Origin of the sequence: Frigoribacterium sp. CFBP 13729 (genome assembly GCF_014841875.1) — a bacterium.
Taxonomy (GTDB): domain Bacteria; phylum Actinomycetota; class Actinomycetes; order Actinomycetales; family Microbacteriaceae; genus Frigoribacterium.
In genome coordinates, this window is sequence record NZ_JACYUR010000006.1 from 13,841 (window position 1) to 34,438 (window position 20,598).

At 74.4% G+C, this 20,598-nt stretch carries 21 protein-coding genes; 13 read left to right on the forward strand and 8 right to left on the reverse strand.

Features of this window, described 5'->3' with window-relative positions; all coding sequences use genetic code 11:
• Positions 1–109: 109 nt before the first annotated feature.
• On the reverse strand, positions 110–2,050 hold the full coding sequence (locus IFT77_RS14495; protein WP_192170393.1) for a GAF domain-containing protein: 1,941 nt from the start codon (positions 2,048–2,050) through the stop codon (positions 110–112).
• A 122-nt stretch (positions 2,051–2,172) separates the two neighbouring features.
• Between IFT77_RS14495 and IFT77_RS14500 the strand changes: the two genes are divergently transcribed.
• Both IFT77_RS14500 and IFT77_RS14505 read left to right on the forward strand, forming a co-directional pair.
• Entirely contained in the window at positions 2,173–3,594 is a 1,422-nt protein-coding gene (locus IFT77_RS14500) for an MFS transporter (protein ID WP_192170394.1), read from the forward strand.
• A 120-nt stretch (positions 3,595–3,714) separates the two neighbouring features.
• Positions 3,715–4,446, forward strand: coding sequence for an alpha/beta fold hydrolase (locus IFT77_RS14505; protein ID WP_192170395.1), 732 nt, complete (start codon positions 3,715–3,717; stop codon positions 4,444–4,446).
• Positions 4,447–4,563: 117 nt separating this feature from the next.
• Here the strand turns inward: IFT77_RS14505 and IFT77_RS14510 are convergent, their stop codons facing one another.
• Complete coding sequence (locus IFT77_RS14510; protein ID WP_192170396.1) at positions 4,564–5,229, reverse strand: hypothetical protein; 666 nt, start codon at positions 5,227–5,229, stop codon at positions 4,564–4,566.
• A 93-nt stretch (positions 5,230–5,322) separates the two neighbouring features.
• Here IFT77_RS14510 and IFT77_RS14515 point away from each other — a divergent pair, with 93 nt between their 5' ends.
• The 3 genes from IFT77_RS14515 (at position 5,323) to IFT77_RS14525 (ending at position 8,650) form a co-directional block, all read left to right on the forward strand.
• Complete coding sequence (locus IFT77_RS14515) at positions 5,323–5,562, forward strand: hypothetical protein (RefSeq protein WP_192170397.1); 240 nt, start codon at positions 5,323–5,325, stop codon at positions 5,560–5,562.
• A gap of 161 nt (positions 5,563–5,723) precedes the next feature.
• Positions 5,724–7,319 carry a hypothetical protein gene (locus IFT77_RS14520; protein WP_192170398.1) on the forward strand — a complete coding sequence of 532 codons (1,596 nt, stop codon included), beginning with the start codon at positions 5,724–5,726 and terminating at the stop codon, positions 7,317–7,319.
• A 311-nt stretch (positions 7,320–7,630) separates the two neighbouring features.
• Positions 7,631–8,650 carry a hypothetical protein gene (locus IFT77_RS14525; RefSeq protein WP_192170399.1) on the forward strand — a complete coding sequence of 340 codons (1,020 nt, stop codon included), beginning with the start codon at positions 7,631–7,633 and terminating at the stop codon, positions 8,648–8,650.
• A gap of 164 nt (positions 8,651–8,814) precedes the next feature.
• Here IFT77_RS14525 and IFT77_RS17580 read toward each other — a convergent pair whose 3' ends face one another.
• Entirely contained in the window at positions 8,815–9,420 is a 606-nt protein-coding gene (locus tag IFT77_RS17580; protein WP_192042783.1) for a TetR/AcrR family transcriptional regulator, read from the reverse strand.
• Positions 9,421–9,475: 55 nt separating this feature from the next.
• On the opposite strand from IFT77_RS17580, the gene IFT77_RS14535 reads away from it, so the two are divergent.
• The 6 genes from IFT77_RS14535 (at position 9,476) to IFT77_RS14560 (ending at position 14,120) form a co-directional block, all read left to right on the forward strand.
• Positions 9,476–10,273, forward strand: coding sequence for an SDR family NAD(P)-dependent oxidoreductase (locus IFT77_RS14535; protein WP_192042784.1), 798 nt, complete (start codon positions 9,476–9,478; stop codon positions 10,271–10,273).
• A 150-nt stretch (positions 10,274–10,423) separates the two neighbouring features.
• A complete protein-coding gene (locus IFT77_RS14540; RefSeq protein ID WP_192170400.1) occupies positions 10,424–10,975 on the forward strand; it encodes a YbhB/YbcL family Raf kinase inhibitor-like protein in 552 nt (183 codons plus the stop codon).
• 215 nt (positions 10,976–11,190) lie between these two features.
• Positions 11,191–12,417, forward strand: a complete 1,227-nt coding sequence (locus IFT77_RS14545) for an FAD-dependent monooxygenase (protein WP_192170401.1) — start codon at positions 11,191–11,193, stop codon at positions 12,415–12,417.
• A gap of 64 nt (positions 12,418–12,481) precedes the next feature.
• Positions 12,482–12,994 (forward strand): MarR family winged helix-turn-helix transcriptional regulator, encoded by a 513-nt coding sequence (locus tag IFT77_RS14550; protein WP_192170402.1) that lies wholly within the window; start codon positions 12,482–12,484, stop codon positions 12,992–12,994.
• 196 nt (positions 12,995–13,190) lie between these two features.
• Positions 13,191–13,727 (forward strand): putative immunity protein, encoded by a 537-nt coding sequence (locus IFT77_RS14555; RefSeq protein WP_192042787.1) that lies wholly within the window; start codon positions 13,191–13,193, stop codon positions 13,725–13,727.
• Between the two features lie 246 nt (positions 13,728–13,973).
• Positions 13,974–14,120 carry a hypothetical protein gene (locus IFT77_RS14560; protein WP_158614707.1) on the forward strand — a complete coding sequence of 49 codons (147 nt, stop codon included), beginning with the start codon at positions 13,974–13,976 and terminating at the stop codon, positions 14,118–14,120.
• Positions 14,121–14,205: 85 nt separating this feature from the next.
• Here IFT77_RS14560 and IFT77_RS14565 read toward each other — a convergent pair whose 3' ends face one another.
• From IFT77_RS14565 to IFT77_RS14575, 3 genes are all read right to left on the reverse strand, one after another.
• On the reverse strand, positions 14,206–15,525 hold the full coding sequence (locus IFT77_RS14565; protein ID WP_192170403.1) for a hypothetical protein: 1,320 nt from the start codon (positions 15,523–15,525) through the stop codon (positions 14,206–14,208).
• Between the two features lie 209 nt (positions 15,526–15,734).
• Positions 15,735–16,100 (reverse strand): multidrug efflux SMR transporter, encoded by a 366-nt coding sequence (locus tag IFT77_RS14570; RefSeq protein ID WP_192042789.1) that lies wholly within the window; start codon positions 16,098–16,100, stop codon positions 15,735–15,737.
• Positions 16,100–16,414 (reverse strand): multidrug efflux SMR transporter, encoded by a 315-nt coding sequence (locus IFT77_RS14575; protein ID WP_123548826.1) that lies wholly within the window; start codon positions 16,412–16,414, stop codon positions 16,100–16,102. Before IFT77_RS14575 ends, IFT77_RS14570 begins: the two co-directional genes overlap by 1 nt.
• Before the next feature lie 124 nt (positions 16,415–16,538).
• On the opposite strand from IFT77_RS14575, the gene IFT77_RS14580 reads away from it, so the two are divergent.
• The gene (locus tag IFT77_RS14580) at positions 16,539–17,171 is read left to right on the forward strand and encodes a TetR/AcrR family transcriptional regulator (RefSeq protein WP_192170404.1); all 633 of its coding nucleotides are present in this window, start codon (positions 16,539–16,541) and stop codon (positions 17,169–17,171) included.
• Between the two features lie 332 nt (positions 17,172–17,503).
• On the opposite strand, the gene IFT77_RS14585 is transcribed toward IFT77_RS14580, so the two are convergent.
• Both IFT77_RS14585 and IFT77_RS14590 read right to left on the reverse strand, forming a co-directional pair.
• On the reverse strand, positions 17,504–18,550 hold the full coding sequence (locus tag IFT77_RS14585; RefSeq protein ID WP_133739212.1) for an NAD(P)-dependent alcohol dehydrogenase: 1,047 nt from the start codon (positions 18,548–18,550) through the stop codon (positions 17,504–17,506).
• A 115-nt stretch (positions 18,551–18,665) separates the two neighbouring features.
• On the reverse strand, positions 18,666–19,928 hold the full coding sequence (locus IFT77_RS14590) for an MFS transporter (RefSeq protein WP_244638854.1): 1,263 nt from the start codon (positions 19,926–19,928) through the stop codon (positions 18,666–18,668).
• 186 nt (positions 19,929–20,114) lie between these two features.
• Here IFT77_RS14590 and IFT77_RS14595 point away from each other — a divergent pair, with 186 nt between their 5' ends.
• Positions 20,115–20,504, forward strand: coding sequence for a carboxymuconolactone decarboxylase family protein (locus IFT77_RS14595; protein ID WP_192170405.1), 390 nt, complete (start codon positions 20,115–20,117; stop codon positions 20,502–20,504).
• Positions 20,505–20,598 lie beyond the last annotated feature (94 nt).

Below are 20,598 nucleotides of genomic sequence, written 5' to 3' on the forward strand. Positions count from 1 at the left end.
CTCGAACCCGCACGGGCGCGCGTCCGGACCCCTCGAACCTGCGCGCACCCACCCGCGCGCACGAGGGTGCGCGCGGGTTCGACGGGTCCGGGCGACTCGGCGCGAGCGCCTACGCGGGCCCGGGCGAGTGCGCAGCCCCTGGCCCGTCCAGCTCCTGCGCTGCCCGGCTCAGCCGCAGCAGAACCTGCAGCTCGAGCGCCCGCTCCCGCCACGCCGGCCCGAGCAGCCCGTCGAGCGTCGCCAGCCGCTGGTAGACCGTGTTGACGTGCACCCGCAGCGCGGACGCCGTGGCCGTCGGGCGCCGTCCCTGGTCGAGGAACACCTCGAGCGTCTCCGTGAGGGGCACTCCCCGCCGGGCCTCCTCGGCGAGGACCGGCCCGAGCTCGCGCTCGACCTGCTCGTGCAGCTCACGGGTGCCGGCGCGGCTGAGCAGCACGGCGAAGACCCCGAGGTCGTCGCCCCGCGACAGCCCGCCGCCGCTCCCCGGGCGGCGGCCGAGGGCCGTGAGGGCCCGGGCCGTCCGGGCGGCCTCGCCCCACGCGGCGCGGAGCCCGGCCGTCTCGACGACGGGGCCGGCGAGTCCGGCGACGGGCGCCTCCTGCGCTCCCCAGCGCCCCTCGAGCTCGAGCGAGGCCGGGGCGACCAGCACGAACCGGTCGCGGTGCACCGCGGACGCGACGTGCCCGCCCAGCCCGAGCCCCGCGACGTGGCGCCGAGCAGCCTCGGGGTCGCCCTCGACCACCACGACGACGTGCGGCCGGCGCGGGTCGAGCCCGGCGCCGCGCCAGCGTCGGTGGTCGGCGGCCGCGTCGGGCTCGCCGCGGCTGAGCAGGTCGACCGTGGCGATGTCACGGCCGAGCTGGGCGGCGCGGGCGGTGGCCCTCGCCCCCACGAGCGTGAGCGCGATCAGGGGCGCGGCCCGCTCGAGCAGCAGCAGGGCGTCAGCGGGCACGGCACCGGTCGACCCCGCACCAGCAGTCCCGGCGTCCGCGAGCACGCCCCGAGGAGGCGCGGTGCCGGCGACCGCGCCCGCCGCGTCCCCGAGACCGAGACCGAGACCCAGGCCCGCTGGCCCGGCGACCAACGCCCCGAACACCTGCCCCGCGGCCGCCACCGGCTGCACCGTCTCGGCCCCCACGACGACCGGCCCGGGTTCCCCGCTGCGGGCCGCCCCGGCGAGCGCCGCACCCACGGGCCCGTCGGCCGGGTGCTCGACCCACCGCACGGGCACGTCGGTGAGCGCCTGCACCCGTTCGACGAGCGACTCCGGGTCGCCCCCGGCGAGCACGGCCCGGGTCAGGTCGGCGTCGAGGCGCAGGGTCGACTCGAGCCCCTCCTTGGCGTCGCGCAGCTCGGCGGCCGTCCGCGCGTTGTCGATGGCGACCGCGGCGTGGGCGGCGAGCCCGGTCAGCAGGCTGATCTCGTGCGCGCCGAAGCGTCGTTCCTCCCGCTTGGCGGCGAGCAGCACCCCGAGCACCCGGCCCCGCACGGCCAGCGGGACGCCGAGCAGCCCGCGGATCGACTCCGCCCGGGCGGCCCGGTCGGCGCTCTCCTCGTGCACGAGCTCGGGGTCGGCTGCGTAGTCGGACGTCCAGCGCGGGGTCCCGCTCGCGGCGACGCTGCCGACGAGCCCGGCGGTGCGGGGCAGGCGCGTGCCGACCAGGGCGGACGAGCGGTCGCCGCTCGCGACCTCGATGCGGAGGTCGTCGCCCACGAGCAGCGCGACGTAGGTGAGGTCGACCCCCAGGAGGCGCCGGGCCTGGTCGACGACCTCCACGAGCAGGTCGGCCGGGTCGGCCACGGCGGCCAGGCGGCCGGCGACGTCGTTGAGGGCGGCGAGCTCGACCGCGCGCTGTCGGCGTTCCTGCAGCAGCGACGCGACCTCGACCGCGGTGCGCGCCTCCTGGTCGGTGCGGGCCTCGTCGGCACCGTCGGCGACGAGGAGGCGGCGGTGCGCCTCGAGCTCGGGCACGCCGGCCTGGTCGGCGAGCAGCTGCAGCCACCCGGGCCCCTGCGGGTCACGTGTCGCCTGCGGGTCGCGCTCAGTCATGGTTGTTCCCTCCATCCGATGGGTCGAGAGTAGACGGAACAGCCGTTGTGGGGGCAGGGGGCGGAGGCGCAGGGTTGAGCGTCCCCGAGCGGCAGCGCCGCCCCTCAGCTCAGGAGTCCCCCATGACCGACGTCGACCGCACCACCGCCTCCGCCGGCAGCACGCCCGGCACCGCCTCCGGCACGCCCGGTGACGTGCCCGGCACGATCGGCAGCACCGCCGCCTCACTCGTCGCGCCCACCCCCGGCTCCGCGGGGCCCGCCGGCATCGCCGCCGTCGCGGAGGCGACCGACGTCAGCGTCGGCCCGCCGCGCCTCCGCCGGCTCTCGATCGGCCTCGCGCTCGTCTACGTGTCGATCCTCGCGATCAACTCAGGCGGCCTCGGCATCCTCATCCCGAACCTGGTGGCCGACATCGACGAGGCCTCGAAGATCGGCAACCTGGCGATCGTGACGACGGTGGCGTTCCTCGCGAACGTCTTCGCGCAGCCGATCGCCGGTGCCCTGTCGGACGCGACCCGCTCGCGCTTCGGCCGGCGCTCGCCCTGGATGGTCGGCGGCGCGCTGCTCGCCGCCGGCTTCTTCGCCGGCCTGCCGCTGGCGAGCTCGATCGTCACCGTCGCCCTCATCTGGCTCGTCGTGCAGCTCGGGCTCAACGCGCTGCAGGCCGCGGCCACGGCGCTCGTGCCCGACCGCTTCCCGGCCGCCAAGCGCGGCGGGGTCTCGGGCCTCATCGGCCTCGGCATCACCGTCGGCAACGCGGTGGGGGCCGTCGTCGCCGGCTCGGCCTCCGGTGCGGGAGCCCTGCTCTACCTCGTGCTCGCCGCCCTCGTGCTCGTGGTCGTCGTCGTGTTCGTCGTGGTGAACCCCGACCGCTCGAGCCTCGACGAGGCGGCCGGCCCCGCCGCGCCCCGACCCACGTTCCGCGAGTTCGCCCGTGGCTTCTGGGTCTCGCCGCGGAAGCACCCCGACTTCGCGTGGGCCTTCGCGGCGCGGTTCCTCATGGTGATCGGCTTCTACGGCGCGCAGACCTTCGGCCTGTACATCCTGCGCGACTACATCGGGCTGAGCGACGCCGCCTCGAACGCCTTCGCCGCCCAGATCGGCGTCGTGCTGCTGCTCGGCGTGCTCATCTCGGCGCTGACCAGCGGCGTGCTGTCCGACCGGATCGGCCGCCGCAAGCCGTTCATCGTCTGGGCCTCGGTCGTCATGGCGATCGGCCTGGTCGTGCCCCTCGTGATGCCGACGACGACCGGCATCCTGATCTACAGCTTCCTGCTCGGCCTCGGCTTCGGCGCCTACATCTCGATCGACCTGGCCCTCATGACGGAGGTGCTGCCCGCCTCCCTGACGTCGGGCGCCAGCTCCGCAGGACGCGACCTGGCCATCCTCGGCCTCGCCACCACGCTGCCCCAGGCCCTCAGCCCCTCGATCGCCGCCGGCCTCGTCTCCGTCACCGGGGGCTACCCCGTGCTCTTCATCTCGGGCATCGTGTTCGTGGTGCTCGGCGCCCTCGCGGTGATCCCGATCAAGTCGGTGCGCTGACGGGGTGTCGCACCCGCCCGACTCCCTTCGACCCGCATCGCCTGCCCCGCCCGCCCGCCCGCCCCTGATCGACCTGCCCCACCCGCTCCGCCCCGCTCGACACGAATCCCGAGGAACCCCATGCAGCTGCACACGACCACCACCGGCGACGGCGAGCGGCACGTGGGGCTGGTGCACGGGCTCGGCGGCGACGGCGACACGTGGCGACCGCTCGTCGACCGGATGCTCGAGACGGGCCGGTACACGGTCACGACCGTCGACCTGCGGGGCCACGGGCACAGCGGCCGGGCGGCGTCGTACGGCCTCGACGAGTTCGCGACGGACTTGGTCGAGGCCCTGCCGACGGGCCTGCACAGCGTGGTCGGGCACTCGCTCGGCGGGGCCGTGCTCGTCCGGGCGGTCGCGCGGCTGCAGCCGCTCCGGGCGATCTACCTCGACCCGGGCTTCCACCTGGCGCTGCCCACCAGCGGCCTCGCCGGTCGGCTGTTCTGGGCCGTGCCGCCGCTGACGCTGGCCGTGGCCGGCCTCGCGCAGGCACGCACGACCAAGGCGGTGCGCGCGAGCTACGACGCGGCGACGGTCGCGCTGCTCGACGACGCCCGCGAGCGGTTCGACACGTCCATGGCGATCGGGGTGTTCCGTGACGTGGCTCACGCGCCGATCGAGGTGGCGCCTCCTGCGGTGCCCTCGGTCGTCGTGCTCTCGGACGACAGCCCGGCCGTGCTGCCCGAGCCCGTCGCCCGCTCGCTCGAGGGAGTCGGCTGGGAGCTGCGCCGCCTGCCCGGCGTGCATCACGACATGCACCTCGAGGCGCCCGACCGCGTGTTCGAGCTCGTCGCCGACGTGCTCTAGCGCGCCTCCCCCGACCGCTCGACTCCCCCGAGCTGCTCATGCGCGGACTTGCCCCGGATGGTCGCCTCCACCAGCAGGAGGCGACCATCCGGGGCAACTCGCGTCCCGTCCTCCTCGTCAGCCGAAGGGCAGCGGAGACGTGAGGTCCGTGTGCGCGAGCACGACGGCCGCGGCGACGGCCACCACCCCGAGCAGCCCGCCCCGCCACCACCGCTCGCTCAGCAGGAACCCGGCCGAGCCGGCTGCACCCGCGACGGTGACGACTACGAGAACGATGAAGACCGCGACCTGCGCGACGGACTGCGTCTCCGGGTCGCCCGTGAACGCCGTGACGACGACGCAGACGAGCAGCGTCATGACGAAGACGACCCCGATGACTCCGCTGAGACAGGCGATGAAGAGGAACAGCTCCGACGTCGGCTCCCACCGGATCAGCCGCTGCTGCCGGGGCGACCCGAGGTGCTCGGTCGTCTCCGAGGGAAGGCCGCCCGACAGGACGAGGTAGTCACGCACCTCCTTCTCCGTCTCGAACTGCAGCAGCGACCGGCGCAGCGCGTGACGCTCACGGGCATCGAGCGAGCCGAGGTCGTGGGCGCCCCAGCGGGCCGCCTGGTCGGGGTTGCCGGCACGGCGGTAGAACTCCGAGAGGGCGTCGCGGTAGGCCCGCTCGTCCGGGTGGCGACGGGCGTGGACGAGCAGCGAGTCCCACGCGGCCCGGTGCTCGCCGTCGTCGAAGCGCGCGCGGGCGGCGTCGACGATCTCGCGGGTCGTGCGGGTGGGCATGCGGGACTCCGGTGCAAGGGGTCGGGAGGCGGACCTCGTCACGATAGCGTCGCCTCCGTGGATCGACGGCCTCATGACGCAGGGAGCGCTCGCGTGCCCGACGGGTCCGCTGACGGCGGGCCGGCGCACGACGGGCCCGCTCACGGCGGGCCCCTGCACGGCGGGCCGGCGCACCTCGGCCGTCCGCTCAGCCGACGTGAGCGTCGCGAGGCGGAGGACGCCCGAGCCCGAGGAGGCGCCCCGCGCCGGTTCCCCCGCCTGCGCCGCTGGCTGCACCGCTGGGTCGTGCGCCCCCTGGAGGCGTTCCTCGACGCCCTGGGCAACGCCTTCTGAGCTCGACCCCGTCAAGAGCGAACAGACTCACAGGACCCTCTTACCGGATCCTTGAGGTTCTGTTATGTTCCGGACAGGGGCTGGTCCCCTGTCTCCTCGAGGTGCTGGGCCCGGGCGGACTTGCAATGACGCACGTATCCGACTCGACAGAAAGAACGCCCTTGCGCTCATCAGCCAGAAGGGGCCTCGTCGCTGCGCCGACGGCCCTCGCACTCGCCCTCGGAGGTGTCCTGCTCGCCGCAGGGCCCGCCTCCGCGGCCGCCCCCGTGACGATCACGTCGCCGGCGCCCGGCTCCACCTACGACAACTCGACCGGCTTCACCCAGCTCCTGCCGCTCGCCGGCACGGGCCTGCCCGCCGCCGACGACCTCGTCTTCACGTACGACAGGGGCGACGGCACGCTGGCGAACGGCATCAACGTCGGCACCACGCACAACCCGGACGGCACCTTCAGCGTCACGGCCAACGTCGGCGAGCTGCTGCCCGGCGAGACGACCGTGGACGCAGTCCTCACCGCCGTCGACGCCACGACCCGCGTCGTCGATCCCGAGGTGACGGCCACCGACTACACCATCGAGCTCGCCGTCGCGCCGAACCCCGCCTTCCCCTTCAGGGTCGACTACCCCGGAGTCGGCACGGTCGTCGACACGACGACCCCGGTCTTCACGGGCGTGGCAGCGCCGAACAGCACCGTCACGGTGACCTACAGCAACAAGAACCTCGGCAACTCGGTCGCCGGCACGGCGACGGCCAACCCCGACGGCACCTTCTCGGTCCCCACGACGTTCCTCGACCTCGCACCGGGCTCGCTCGGCTCGGGTGCGAACGTCACCCAGTCGAACCCGGCCGCGCAGGTCGGCTCGCTCGGCGTGGCCTTCACGTTCGCCACGGCGCCCGTGCCCGCGATCGCCCCGACGATCACGGCGACGCCCGACGAGGTCACCGTCGACGAGGCGACCACCACCGGCATCGCGATCGCCGCGACCGGCTTCAGCCCCGGCGAGGAGGTCCGCACCGTCGTGACCGACTCCGAGGGCACCGTCGTCGACCTCGCGGACCGCGCGCTGAACTACTACGCGGACGACACCGTGGGCGCCTACGCCGACACGATCGTCTTCGCCGACGACGTGCTCGCCGACGACTACACGATCACGCTGACGGGCGTCCGCTCGGGCATCGTCCAGGCCGTCGACGTCACCGTCGCCGACGAGGTCGTCCTGCTCACGCCCACCCCGGTGATCACCAGCCCCACGGAGGGGCAGGTCGTCACGGGCGGCACCGTCACGATCTCGGGCACCGGGCCCGTCGGCACGGGCATCGTCCTGACCGTCGCCGACTCGGCGTTCCTCGACGGGACCGCCACCGAGACCCCCGCCGTCGGCCGCTTCTACATCACCGACCTCGCCGACCCGATCCTGGTCGACGCCCAGGGCAACTGGACGGTCACCGTCTCGCTGCTCCCCGGTGCGTACGCGACCCAGGCCATCGCGGCCGAGCTGAACGCCGACGGCTCCGTGAACGAGGCAGGAGCCGTGTCGGACTTCTCGAACACCGTCACCTTCTCGCTCGTCGCCGCCGCCGTGGCGCCGCCCGTCGTGACCCCGGCCGCACCCGTGGCGCGTCCGGCCGGTCTCGCCTACACCGGTTCCGAGGCGTCGCGGGGCGTCGTCGGCGCCGCGCTGCTGCTGCTCGCCGGCGGAGGGCTGCTCGTCGCCGCCCGTCGCCGCCGCGCCCTGACGGTCGACTCGGCCGAGTAGCACCGCACCGCTCCACCGCACCTCAGCTGCACCTCGCCCACCCCGGGCGGCACCACGGACTCTCGTGGTCGGCGCCCGGGGCGGGCGTCTCTGCCTGGTGCGGCACGCCTCCTGGGCACGGGCGGGTTCGTCGTCGCCGGGCTGTCGCTACGGCCCGCTCCCGACGAAGACGCCCGTGGTCGATCGGTCGCGCTAGCCGAGGAGGCGACGAGCACGCGAGCCGAGGAGGCGGGCGAGCAGACGAGGCAGTTCGGATGACTTCCGCAGGTCCTCCCGGGGGTCTGCACATCGTGGGCCAGCACGATGTGGTCATGCCCGACTTCAAGCGCCTCCTGGGCGCCGCCGCGAAAGCGCTCGGCGACTCGAACTCCTCCTCGTCCTCCCGCAACGGCCAGCCGCCGCGACCGAACGCAGGCTCCGGCTCCGGCTCGGGCGCGGGTTCCGGCACCGACTGGCGCGACCTCGTCCGCACGGCGGCCGACAAGCTCACCGGCGACGGCAACCAGCAGCAGGGCGACCAGCGAGGAGGCGGCCCACAGCAGGGGCAGGCCGGCTACGGCCAGCAGCAGGGGCAGGGCTACGACCAGCGCCACCAGGGCGGCTACGACGGGCGTCAGCAGGGTGAGCAGCAGCGCCCGGCCCAGCAGCACGGCGCCGCTGGCGCACCCCGCGCCACCGAGGCCGACCGCGTCGCCCTCGGCAAGTACGACTACCTGCTCCGCACGGCCGAGCCCGAGCAGCTCGAGCAGGTGCACCGCGACGCGTTCTCCCGCCTGACCCCCCAGCAGCGCGAGCTCGTCCAGGCCCGCCTCACGGAGGAGCTGCCCGCGCACGAGCAGCCCCGCAGCGGCAGCACCGACGACCTCGCCCGGGCCGCCACCCGCGGCGAGACCGTGCACCCCGGCCTCATGCATCGCGTCTTCGGGGGCCACGGCCGTCCCGGCCAGAGCGCGGGCGGCCACGCGACCGGTACCCGTCAGGGCTCCGGTGCAGGTAAGTTCGCCGCCGGCGCCGCAGCCGGCGCGGGGGTCGCCGCACTCGGCGGCCTCGCACTCGCGGTCGCGGGCGGCGCCGCGGTCAGCAGCGTCGCGGGCCCGCTCCTCTCGGGAGCGCTCGCGAACGGCGTCGACTTCGGCGGCCTCGCCGAGAACTTCGGGCTCGAGGGCATCGCGGGCCTCTCGGAGGGCCTCGGCGGCCTGACCGAGGGCGTCGACGGCATCGCACAGGGCGGCGAGGAGTACCTCACCGGCCTCGGCGAGCAAGTCGGCGGTCTCGGCGAGGGCTTCCCGATCCCCGGGCTGGGCGACCTCGGCGGTCTCTTCGACCGCTAGCGCGCCTCCTGCGGCACCGCACCTGCCCGCACCCGCGGGACCTGTGCAGACCCTGTCGCGCGCACGAGGGTGCGCGCGGGTCTCGAGGGTGCCGGGTGCGGGCACGCAGCTCACGGCACCCGTGCAGCGCTCCTCAGACCATCACGCGGTGCGTGCAGCGCGCCTCAGACCCGCACGCGGTGAAGCGGGTCGAGCGCCGAGTCCAGCGCCGCCTCGAGGGGCCATGCCGACCGCAGCGGCTGGCTCATCACGAGCCCGCCCTGCACCGCCGTGAGGATCACCATCGCGATCCGCTCCGGGTCGGCCTCGCGGTCGACGTCGCCCGACGCCTGCATCTTGCGGACCCCCGCGGCGAGCAGGTCGCGCCAGGCGCCCATGCTCTCGGCGATGACGCGCTCGAGCTCGGGGTCGGTCATGGCCGCCTGCGTCGCGAGCGATCCGATCGGGCAGGCCCACCGGCCGAGGCCGAGGTAGTAGTCGACGAGCGCCTCGCGCCAGGCGCTCCACGACTCCCAGGAGCCGAGGTCGTCGACGTGCGGCTGCTGCGCGGCGAGCAGCTGACCGCCCTCCCACGCGGCGACCTCGCGGACGAGCTCCGCCTTGCCGCCCGGGAAGTAGTGGAACAGCTGGCTCTTGCTCGTCAGGGTCGCCGCCCGCACGGTGTCGAGGGTCGTCCCGCCGATCCCGGACGCGAGGATCTGCTCCCCCGTCGCCTCGATGATGCGCTGCCGGGTCGCCCGGCCGCGCTCGGTGAGCTTCTTGTCGTCCACCCGTCGATCCTACCGCTGTGGACCATACGGTCCATTCATGTGCTAGGAATGGACCATGAAGTCCAACGACGAAGAACTGCAGACCCTGACCCCCGACACCCGCCTGGCCGGCACCACCGCGCTGGTCACCGGCTCGACCAGCGGCATCGGCGAGGCGATCGTGCGCGTGCTCGCCGCCTCCGGCGCGGAGGTGGTCGTGAGCGGTCGCGACGCGTCGCGCGCCGCCTCCGTCGTCCGCGCCGTCACGGAGGCAGGCGGCCGTGCGCACGCCGTCGTCGGCGACCTCGGCGGCTCGCCGACCGAGGTGCGACGCGTCGCCGCCGAGGCCGAGGCCGCCCTCGGCGGACGCGTCGACGTCCTCGTCAACAACGCCGGCATCTACCCCGCGGGGGCCACGGCCGACCTCTCCGACGCCGAGCTCGACGCCGTCCTCGCCACCAACGTGCGGGCTCCCCACCTCCTCGTCGCGGCACTCGCCCCGGCGATGGCCGAGCGCGGTCGCGGCTCGATCGTCAACGTGGGCTCCTGGATGGCGCGCGTCGGAGTCCCGTTCGGGGCGGCCTACACCGGCTCGAAGGCCGCGCTCGAGCAGATGACCCGCACCTGGTCGGCGGAGTTCGGCCCGCACGGCGTCGGCGTCACGACCGTCGCGCCCGGGGCGACGAGCACGCCCGGCAACGCCGACAGCGCCGACGTGCTCGCCGCGATGACGGCCGGCACCGTCGCCGGCCGCCCCGTGCGCCCGGTCGACGTGGCGTTCGCGGTCCGCTGGCTCGTCTCGGGCGAGGCCGCGTTCGTGCACGGCAGCACCGTCGACGTCGACGGCGGCATCGCGGCGACCCGTCTGAGCTGACCGGCCGCACCTCCTGCGGGCATGCCCACGCCCGCACCCGCTCGACCCGCGCAGACCCCCGCTCGCGCACGGGGGTCTGCGCGGTTTCCGAGGGTGCCGGAGCATGATCCCCCAGGAGGCGCCACCCGGCCGCCCCAGGAAAGGACCGTCATGAGCGACACCACCGGAAACGACCCCTTCGCCCGCCTCCCCGAGGTGCCGAGCTTCACCGTCACGAGCGCCACCGTCGAGGACGGCACCCCCTTCGCGCAGCAGCAGTACTCCGGGGCGTTCGGCGTCCCCGGCGGCCAGGACGTGTCGCCGCAGCTCTCGTGGTCGGGTGCCCCCGAGGGCACCAAGAGCTACGCGGTCACCGTCTACGACCCCGACGCCCCCACGCAGTCGGGCTTCTGGCACTGGGCCGTCGCGAACATCCCGGCGTCCGTCACGGACCTGCCCGAGGGCGCCGGCGACGCGACCGGCGCACAGCTCCCCGAGGGGGCGTACCAGCTGCCGAACGACTCGCGGGCGCCCTCGTTCATCGGCGCCGCACCTCCTGCGGGCCACGGCCAGCACCGCTACTTCGTGACGGTGCACGCACTCGACGTCGAGGACATCGGGGTGCCCGCCGACGGCACGCCCGCGTTCCTCGCCTTCACGATCGCGTCGCACATCCTCGCGCGCGCCACGCTCGTCGCGACCGGCGAGATCCCCGCCGAGTAGCCCGACGGGGGAGGCGGCAGCGGCACGGGTTGCCCCGAACTGCTGCTCCCGACTCACGGGGGCAGCAGTTCGGGGCGACTCGCCGTCGCCACCTGCCGCGTGTGCCGGGGCTTGGGCAGCCTCGGCAACATGTGCTTTCACTGTGGAGTCACATCATGGTGAAGCTAGTCTGACGTCATGCAGCCGAGATCGGCCGCTCGACGGAAGGCTCCACGATGACCACACCCCCCTCCTCCCCGGCCGCGCGCCCCCGCGTCCTCGTCACCGGAGCGAGCATCGCCGGCCCGGCACTCGCCTGGGGCCTCGCGAAGTCCGGCTTCGACGTCGTGCTGCTCGAGCGCTCCGCCGAGCCCCGCGAGACCGGCCAGAACATCGACGTCCGCGGGCTCGGTCGCGAGATCCTGACCCGGATGGGCGTCGAGGAGGCGGTGCTCGCGAACCTGACCGGCGAGGACGGCACGCGCTTCGTCGACGAGTCCGGCCGCCCCTACGCCGTGTTCCCGAGGGAGGAGGGGCAGGACGGCCCCACGGCGGAGGTCGAGATCCTGCGCGGCCGGCTCGCCGGCATCCTCGCGGACGTCGTCCCCGCCGACGTCGAGCGCCGCTTCGGCGACTTCGTCGTGGGGGCCGGGCAGGACGCGACGGGCGTCGACGCAACCTTCGACAGCGGCGCCGAGGAGCGTTTCGACCTGGTCCTGGTGGCCGAGGGGCGCAGCTCGCGCACCCGCCGCCTCCTCTTCGCGGACGAGACCGAGCTGCGCGACTTCGGCGTCAGCATCACGTACGGCACGATCGACCGCCGGCCCGACGACGTCGACTCCTGGGACTGGTTCACCGCGGCCCGCGGCCGCGTCGCGTCGGTGCGGCCCGACAACGAGGGAACGATCAGGGCGAGCATGTCGTTCGAGTCCGAGCCGATGGGCTTCGAGGGGCTCCCGGTGGAGGCGCAGCTGCAGATCCTGAGGGAGCGCTTCCGAGGTGCGGGCTGGCAGACGGAGCGCATCCTCCACGGCTTCGACGCCCGTCCGGACGAGTTCTACACGCAGCGGATGGAGCAGGTCGTCATGTCGACCTGGAGTCGCGGCCGCATCGCGCTCGTCGGCGACGCCGCGTGGGGCTCGGGCCCGACGGGCATGGGCACGACGCTGTCGCTGGTCGGCGCGCACATCCTCGTCGGCGAGCTCGCCGCGAGCCCGGACCGCCCGGCGCAGGCCTTCGCCCGGTACGAGCGGCAGATGCGCCGCTACGCGGACAGCGCGCAGGGGCTGCCGCGCGGCGGGGCGAAGCTGATGCACCCGTCGTCGGGCGCCGGGGTGAAGGCGATCCAGACGATGCACCGCGTCACCGCGTCGCGGCCGGTCCGGAAGTTCTTCCAGGCGAACCTGCTCACGAGCGAGAAGCACGTGCCGGTGCTGGCCGAGTACCCGCAGCTGCGTGCCTGAGGCCGGCGACCCAGGGCCCGATGCGGGGACGATCGCGACGACGTCTCGATGGGAGGATCGACCCATGACGACGCCGACGCCGCCCCCGCCGACGCCGAGGACGCAGGTGCTCGAGGCCCTGCGGCACTACGCCGTGACCTACCAGGAGTCGGCCCACCAGCTCGCCCGCTGGATGGAGCTGCCGACCGTCGACGGCACGGCCCTCGGCGAGGTGATCTGGGCCGAGCGCGAGGACGCGCCGCTCACGCCGGCGAAGCTCTCGAGCAGGATCGGCCTGACCTCGGGCGCGACGACCGCCCTGCTCAACCGGCTCGAGGCCCAGGGCCTGGTCGCCCGCAGCCGCGAGAGCACCGACCGCCGTGTCGTGACGCTGCGGGCGACCGAGCAGGCGCACGAGCGCATCGAGCCGTTCCTCCGACGGGGCGGTGCCGCCCTCGAGGCGGCCCTGGACGACTACGACGACGAGGCGCTGGAGGCGGTGCGCGCGTTCCTGTCGCGGCTCGCCGCCGTGCTGCCGGGCGCCTCCGACGCGTCGCCACCGCCGCCCGCGGACGAATCGCCGACCACCGCCTCCTAGGGACCGCCGCCTCCTCGAGCCCCTCCGTCTCTCGGCGGCCCTCCGCCTCCTCGAGCCCCTCCGCCTCTCGGCGGCACTCCGCCTCCCGGACGACGTCTCGACGAGTTGCCCCGAACAGCTGCCTCCGAGCGAGCGAGGCCGCGCGTCGGGGCAACTCGTCGTCGACGCGGCGCGGGTGCCGTGTCAGGGTGCAGGGATGACCTCCCCGCAGGCGCTCTCCGAGGCCGACCGACGGCTCGTCGCCGCGTGGGCGGCCGACTGCGCGGAGCGCGTCCTGCCCCTCTTCGAGCAGGAGGCGCCCGCCGACGACCGCCCTCGCGACGGCATCGCGCGCACCCGCGCCTTCGCCCGCGGAGATCTCGACGCCGTCGGCGAGATCCGTCGCCGCTTCGTCGCCGGTCGTGCCGCACAGGCCGTGACCTCGCCCGCGGCCAGGGCCGCCGCGTGGTCGGCAGGGCAAGCGTCGGGCGTCGCGCACATGGGCGCGCACGCCCTCGGCGCCGCGGCCTACGCGGTGAAGGCCGTCACCCTGGCCGCCCCCGACGACGACGGGACCGCAGGAGGCGCGGCCGAGATCGCCTGGCAGCTGCGGCACCTGAGCCCCCCGGTCCGCAGGGCCCTCGCGCGCCTCCCCCTGCTCGGAGAGGACAGCTCTGGCCCGCTCGGCACCGGCCTGCTCACGTCGGGCACGCTCGGCGACGCGATCCGCACGCTCCAGGGGGGCCTGCGCTAGCCGCCCGCGCCTCCCCTCGCGCTCGCAACCGCACTCGCACTCGCACTCGCACTCGACGGGTTGCCCCGAACCGCTGCCCTGAGCCCCGGGAAGCAGCAGTTCGGGGCAACTCGACGCCGCCACTGTCCACTTCGCGAAGGCAGCCGACCGCTTCGCTAGATGCTCTAGCCGATCGTGACAAGATGCACATGCATAGAAATCCGACGTCGACCCCATGCAGCGCAGAGCTGCCGAGAGGAGCCCACCATGAGCATCATCCGCCCCACGAGCCCCTTCTCCGAGGTCCGCGACCACGAGCGCCAGGTGACGCTCTTCGTGGTCGCGTCGTCGGCCGTCGCGACCTGCGCCAGCCTCGTCGTCGGGATGCTCTTCCTCCTCGGCCTCAGCCACTGACACGTCGCCTCCCGCGTTCCGGGACGCCGACGGCCCCGCACCCTGACGAGGGTGCGGGGCCGTCCTGGCGTCGGGGCGACCAGCCCTAGGAGCGACGGCCCCGGAGGCGCGACGCAGCCACGGCCACGCTGCCGGCGGCGACGAGACCGGCGGCCAGCACGAGCCACGCCGACGCGTCCGAGCCGGTGTAGGCGAGGCCCGCCGGGCGCGTCGTGCGCACCGGGACCACGGCGACCGGCGCGACGGCGGTGGGGACGACGGCGGCCGGCGCCGTCGGGACGGGCAGGACGGGCGCCGCGGCGGCGACCGAGAACTGCACGGGCACGGAGAAGTCGGAGGCGGCGCTCCCGTCACGACGGAGCACGGCCGCGTCGCTCACATAGTCTCCGGCGGGCAGCACGAACGAGGCCGTGAAGTGCCCGGTCTCGTCGATCGGCACGAGCGTGAAGGCCACGCCCTCCTCCGGGTCGAACGCGATCGGCTCCTCGTCCGTGACGAACCCAGGGTCGTCGGCCGGGGCCTCGTCCTCCGCGACGCGGACGAGTTCGACGCCGTCCGCCTCGTCGGCGACGCCCTCGTCGCTGCCCTGGTCGGGCCCCGGGGACTCGACCAGCGAGGCGTCGACGACGCTGACGAGGGCCACCTGGCCCGGCTCGCCGTTCTCGCCCTGGACGCTGACGACTCCCGCGGTCGCGGAGACCGGTGCCTCGAGGTGCGGGGCGACGACGAAGGCGCTGACGCGGATCTCGAGCGAGGCCTCGTTGCCGGACTCGTCGAACACGTTGAGGGTCACGATGTCCGGGACGGCGGCGTCGTTCGGCACGACCACGATGATGGTCGTGTCGCCGTCGATGCTGAAGGTGAGGCCGGGCGCGGGGCGGATCCAGCTCGTGAGGTCCTCGCCCTGCGATCCGACGAGGCCGACCGTGGCCTCGTCGCCGGGGGTGAAGCCGACGGTGCCGAAGAAGCTCGCGAAGCCCGGGCGCAGGTCACTGCCGTCCTGCGAGAAGACCTCGGGGGCGTCGACGACGACCTCGTCGCCGCCGTCCTCGGGTGCGACCTCCGGGGCCGCCGACGGGGTCGGGGCGACCGGCGCCACGACCTCGGGCTCGGACGGGGCGGCCTCGCCGTCCGCGGCGAGGGTGGTCTCGGCGCCGGGCGCAACGGGGACGCTCTCGGCGGCGCCTGCCTCGGCAGCGCTGGGCGACACGGGGAGGCTCTCGGCGACGCCGGCCTCGGCAGCGGGCGAGACGGTCGTCGTCGCGTCGGGGCCCTCCGCCACGGCGGACGACGACGCGGGCACGTCGCCGTCGGCGGCGAAGGCCGCGGCGGGCGTGAGGACGAGGGCGGCGGCGAGCGCCGCCGCGGGCAGGGCGCACGCGCGGGTGCGGCGGGAAGTGGTCACGGATCCCCCAGGAATCGAGTCGGGTCGAGCCGGAGACGCCCGGCGGACCGACGCTAGAGCGGCGCGGGGCCCCTCCGTGCCTCCGGGCGCGCCGGGAGGACCGGCCGTGATCCGATCGTGACGAGATCGTCCCCCGTAGGGCACCGAGCGGGGGACGGCCGCGAGCACGCGGCCGCGGAGCGCGAGGGAGCCGGCGCCCAGGGCGGTCCTCAGCGGGCGCCGGCCGCCTCCTCGTCCGCGGCCGGCCTCGCGGCAGGCCCGGACTTCAGCAGCTTCAGCCCGACGACGCTGCCGACGATCCCCGCGAGCAGCAGCACCCGCACGACCGTGACGGCCTCACCGCCGGTGAGCATGCTCCAGGTGACGGTGAACGCCGCGCCGAGCCCGGCCCAGATCGCGTACGCGGTGCTGATCGGGATGTGCCGTGTCACCCAGCCGAGCGTCAGCATCGAGGCGGCGAGGCCGAGCACGAAGACGACGGAGGGGGCGAGCACCGAGAGCCCCTCGCTCCGACCCAGCGCGGTCGCCCAGACCGCCTCGAGCACGGCGCTGACGACGAGCACGACCCACGGCATCAGCTGACCACCTTGAGGCCGACGACGCAGCCGATCAGCACGGCCAGCAGCAGTGCGCGGGCGACGGTCAGCACCTCCTGGCCGCGGACGACCGCGATGATCACCGTCAGCACGGCACCGATCCCGACCCAGACGGCGTAGGCCGTGCCGACGGGCAGGTCGTTCATCGCCAGCGCGAGGCCGACCATGCTCAGGACGAGCGCGACGACGAACAGCGCGGTCGGCCCCTTCTTCGTGAAGTTCCCCGAGGCGCCGAGCGCCGAGGCCCACACGGCCTCGAGCACCCCCGCGACGATCAACAGCACCCAGGCCATGACGGGCCCCTCTCCTCCGGCGCACCGAGCCGACCTCGTGTCGACACCCTGCGCGACTCGTTGTCGCACAGTCGTGCGAAATCAGTTCTAGCACGTTTTCGCACAGTCGTGCCAGAATCGATGGATGCCCCGCACCGTGGATCTCGACGACCGCCGCCGCATCGTCGGCGAAGCCGCCTGGCGGGTGCTGGTCCGCGACGGACCGACGGAGGTGTCCGTCCGCAAGGTCGCCGCCGAGGCCGGCCTGCCTCCCTCGTCGCTGCGCTACACGTTCCCGACGCAGGCGAGCGTGCGCGACGCCGCGGTCGAGCTGCTGGTGTCACGGCTGCGCGAGCGCGTCGACCGGGCGGGCGCCGCGACCGGCGGACGCGACGCGGCCCGGGCCGTCCTGCTCGAGCTGCTCCCCCTCGACGACGAGCGTCGGGCCGAGATGGAGGTGACCGTCGCCTTCGCCGCCCTCGCCCTGACCGACCCCTCGCTGCGGACGGCGCACGAGCAGACGCACGCGGCGGTCCGCGACGTCTGCGCGCTGGCGCTGGTGCACCTCGACGCCCGCGGCGCGGCCGGTGCGGCCGGCGCGCGCCCGGGGGGCGGCGCGACCAGCACCCCCGAGCCGGCCCACGTCGACGTCGAGCTCACCCACGCCGTCGTGGACGGCCTGGCCCTGCACCTGCTCGCGCAGGCCGTCGGGACCGACGCCTCCTGGGCGGTCACGGCTCTCGACGCGCACTTCGCGCTGCTGGCACTGCGCCCCTGACGCACTGCATCGAGTTCCGTGCACTGCACCGCGTCTAGACCCGGTGCAGTGTACGAAACCCGGTGCGAAGTGATGCGGCGACGCTGACGGCCAGCCCGGCGCCCGCAGGAGGTGCGGCTCGCATCGACGAGACGGGGTCCAGCCGCCCACCGCAGCCGCCCTGCCGCCCGCACCCGCCGAAGCCGCGCACCCCCCCTCGGCGCGCCCGAGGGTGTGCGCGGGTCCGACGGGTGTGCGCGGGTCCGAGCGGGAGCGCGCCGACCAGCCGACGCCGCACACGCACGAACGCCCCCGCGCACGGCGAGGGCGTTCGTGCGACCAGCGGGTGAGACCTACGCGAACGTCGCCGCGTCGATCACGAAGCGGTAGCGCACGTCCGACTTGAGCACGCGGTCGTAGGCCTCGTTGATCTGGTCGGCGCTGATCAGCTCCGTCTCGGGCAGGATGCCGTGCTCGGCGCAGAAGTCGAGCATCTCCTGGGTCTCGCGGATGCCGCCGATGGCCGAGCCGGCCCAGCTGCGGCGAGCCGGGATCAGCGCGAACGCCGGCACCTCGAGGGGCTCCGATGGGGCGCCGACGTTGACGAGGGTGCCGTCGACGGCGAGCAGGCCGAGGTAGGCGCCCATGTCGATCTTGGCCGACACCGTGTTGACGATCAGGTCGAACGAGTTCGCCAGGTCGGTGAAGGTCTGCTCGTCGCTGGTCGCGTAGTGCGCCTTGGCGCCGAAGCGCAGCGAGTCCTCCTTCTTGGAGGTCGTCTGCGACAGCACGGTCACGTCGGCGCCGAGCGCCGCGGCGATCTTGACGCCCATGTGGCCGAGGCCGCCCATGCCGACGATGGCGACCTTGGTGCCCTCGGTGACGCCCCAGTGGTGCAGCGGCGAGTAGAGCGTGATGCCGGCGCAGAGCAGCGGCGCGACCTTGTCGTAGTCGAGCGACTCGGGCACGCGCAGCACGAAGTCCTCCGTGACGACGACGGCCTGCGAGTAGCCGCCCTGGGTGACGGTGCCGTCGGCCGGGTCGACGCTCGTGTAGGTGCCGGTGTTGCCCTTCGCGCAGTACTGCTCGTCGCCGCGCTGGCAGTACTCGCACTCGCCGCACGAGTTGACCATGCAGCCGACGCCGACGCGGTCGCCGACCTTGTGCTTCGTGACCTCGGAGCCGACCTCCGAGACGGTGCCGACGATCTCGTGGCCGACGACCTGCGGGTACTGGATCTCGCCCCACTCGCCGCGGACGGTGTGGATGTCGCTGTGGCAGATGCCGGCGTAGGCGATGTCGATCATGACGTCCTTCGGGCCGACGTCGCGGCGCTCGATGGTCGTCGGGACGAGGGGCTCGGTGGCGGACGGTGCCGCATAGGCCTTGACGGTGCGCATGTGTGCTCCTGTGTTCGTGTTCGGCGGTGATGTCGGGAAGTGGTGGAGAAGAGGGGAAGAGAGAAGGAGGCGCGGTTCCGGCTGCGGAGCCCGCCCGCGTCGGCGAGGCGCCGCCTCAGTACCGAGCGGGGAACGCGCTGCGCCTGCCCCACACGGTGAGGCCGAGGGCGACGGCGCCTGCTCCCATCATGACGACGGGCAGCACGAGAGGGCCGACCCCGCCGAGCAGCAGCGCTCCGAGGACACCCGCGGCGAAGATGGCGACGTTGAAGGCGACCGGCAGGAACGAGTTCGCGACGTCCGCCTCCGCGCCTCCTGCGGTCGTCAGCGCCGCCTGCAGCTGGGCTGAGGCTCCCCCGAAGGTCAGCCCCCAGAGCACGGAGGCGGCGAGCACCGCGCCCGGGGACGCCTGGCCGACCAGCAGCACGGCCCCCGCGACGACGAAGAGGGCGACGCTGCCGTGCAGCAGGGGCCGGGGGTGCCGGTCGAGCAGCGCGCCGGTGACGACGATGCCGCCGATCGACGAGACCCCGTAGACGAGCAGCGTCAGGTCGACGCCGAGGCCCGAGCCGCCGGCCCGCAGGTACGGCGCGACGTAGGTGTAGATCGTGTTGTGCGCGATCATCCACGCGGCGATCACGGCGAGGATGACGACGACCCCGGGGAGGCGGAGGACGCGGCCGAGCGGGAGGCGGCCCGAGGCCGGGGCGGCCGCCGGGGTAGCGTCGGGCACCACGGTGAGCACGAGCACGAGGGCGACGAGCCCGATCAGGCTGAGGCCGCCGAACGACCAGCGCCAGTCGAGGGCCGTGCCGAGCCAGGAGCCGAGGGGCGTCCCGAACGCGAAGCCGACGGGAGCTCCCGCCGAGACGATCGCGAGTGCACGACCCGCGCGGCCGGGCGGGCTGATGCGGCGGCCGTGCACGGCGAGCATGCCCCAGATCGTGCCCGAGAAGGCCCCGGCGACGAACCGGGACGCGAGGGCGACGCCGACCGTCGGGGCGAAGGCGGTCACGACGTTCGCGAGGACGAGCCCGGCGAGCGCGGCCGCGAGCACGGGGCGACGCCGCAGCCCACGGGTCAGCGTGATCGCGGGGACGGTCGCGACGACGGTGCCCAGCGCGTACGCGCTGATCAGCAGCCCGACCGTGCCCTCGCCCGTGTCGAGCCCGGAGGCGATCTGCGGCAGCAGCCCGGCGGGCATCGTCTCCATCGCGACGAGCACGAAGCCGATCGTCGCGAGCACGACCAGCGAGAAGAGCGGCAGACGGGTCGGGGTCGACGTGCCGCGTTCGCCCGAGAGGGCGACGTCGGCAGCGGGCGCGGGCGCGGATGCGGGGGCGTTCGTCAGGACGGGTCCTCTCAGGGTCGAGGGCAAGGGCGAGCTGCTGGCAGCAGCAGCAGGAGGGGGGCGACGCCGACCTGCGGCGTCGACATCCACGCTACGCACGCGCCCCGCGGGCTGACAGGCACTGCCAGGGCACCCCTCCCGACGAGCCGAGGAGGTGGACTGTCGCCAGGCGCACCTCCTGCGTCGTCCGCCCCGAGCCGGAGAAGGAACCCCGTGACCGATCAGCCCCGCCAGCCCTCCCCGCCGTCCCAGCCCGACCAGCCCCGCCAGGTCGGTGGCGGGCGCGCCTCCCTCGGCGACTTCGCGCCCAAGCTCGCCGAGCTCACCGACGACGTCCTCTTCGCCGACGTCTGGAACCGGCCCGAGCTGTCAGCCCGCGACCGCAGCCTGATCACCGTCGCGGTCCTCGCTGCCAGCGGCCACACCGGGCAGCTGCCGTTCCACCTCGGGCGTGCGCTCGAGAACGGCGTCCGACGCGACGAGCTGATCGAGGCGATCACGCACGTCACGCTCTACGCCGGCTGGCCGAACGGCATGGCCGCGATGGCCGTCGCGAAGGACGCCCTGGGCAGCGACCGGGACGAGGACCCGACCGCCTCCTGAGCCCCGGAGCGGGGCGCGGTGTCAACCCCGCCAGGTGAACGGCAGGTGTCATTTGCGTGAACTGCAACCTTGTGTTCAGCTATGAGTTCGCCCA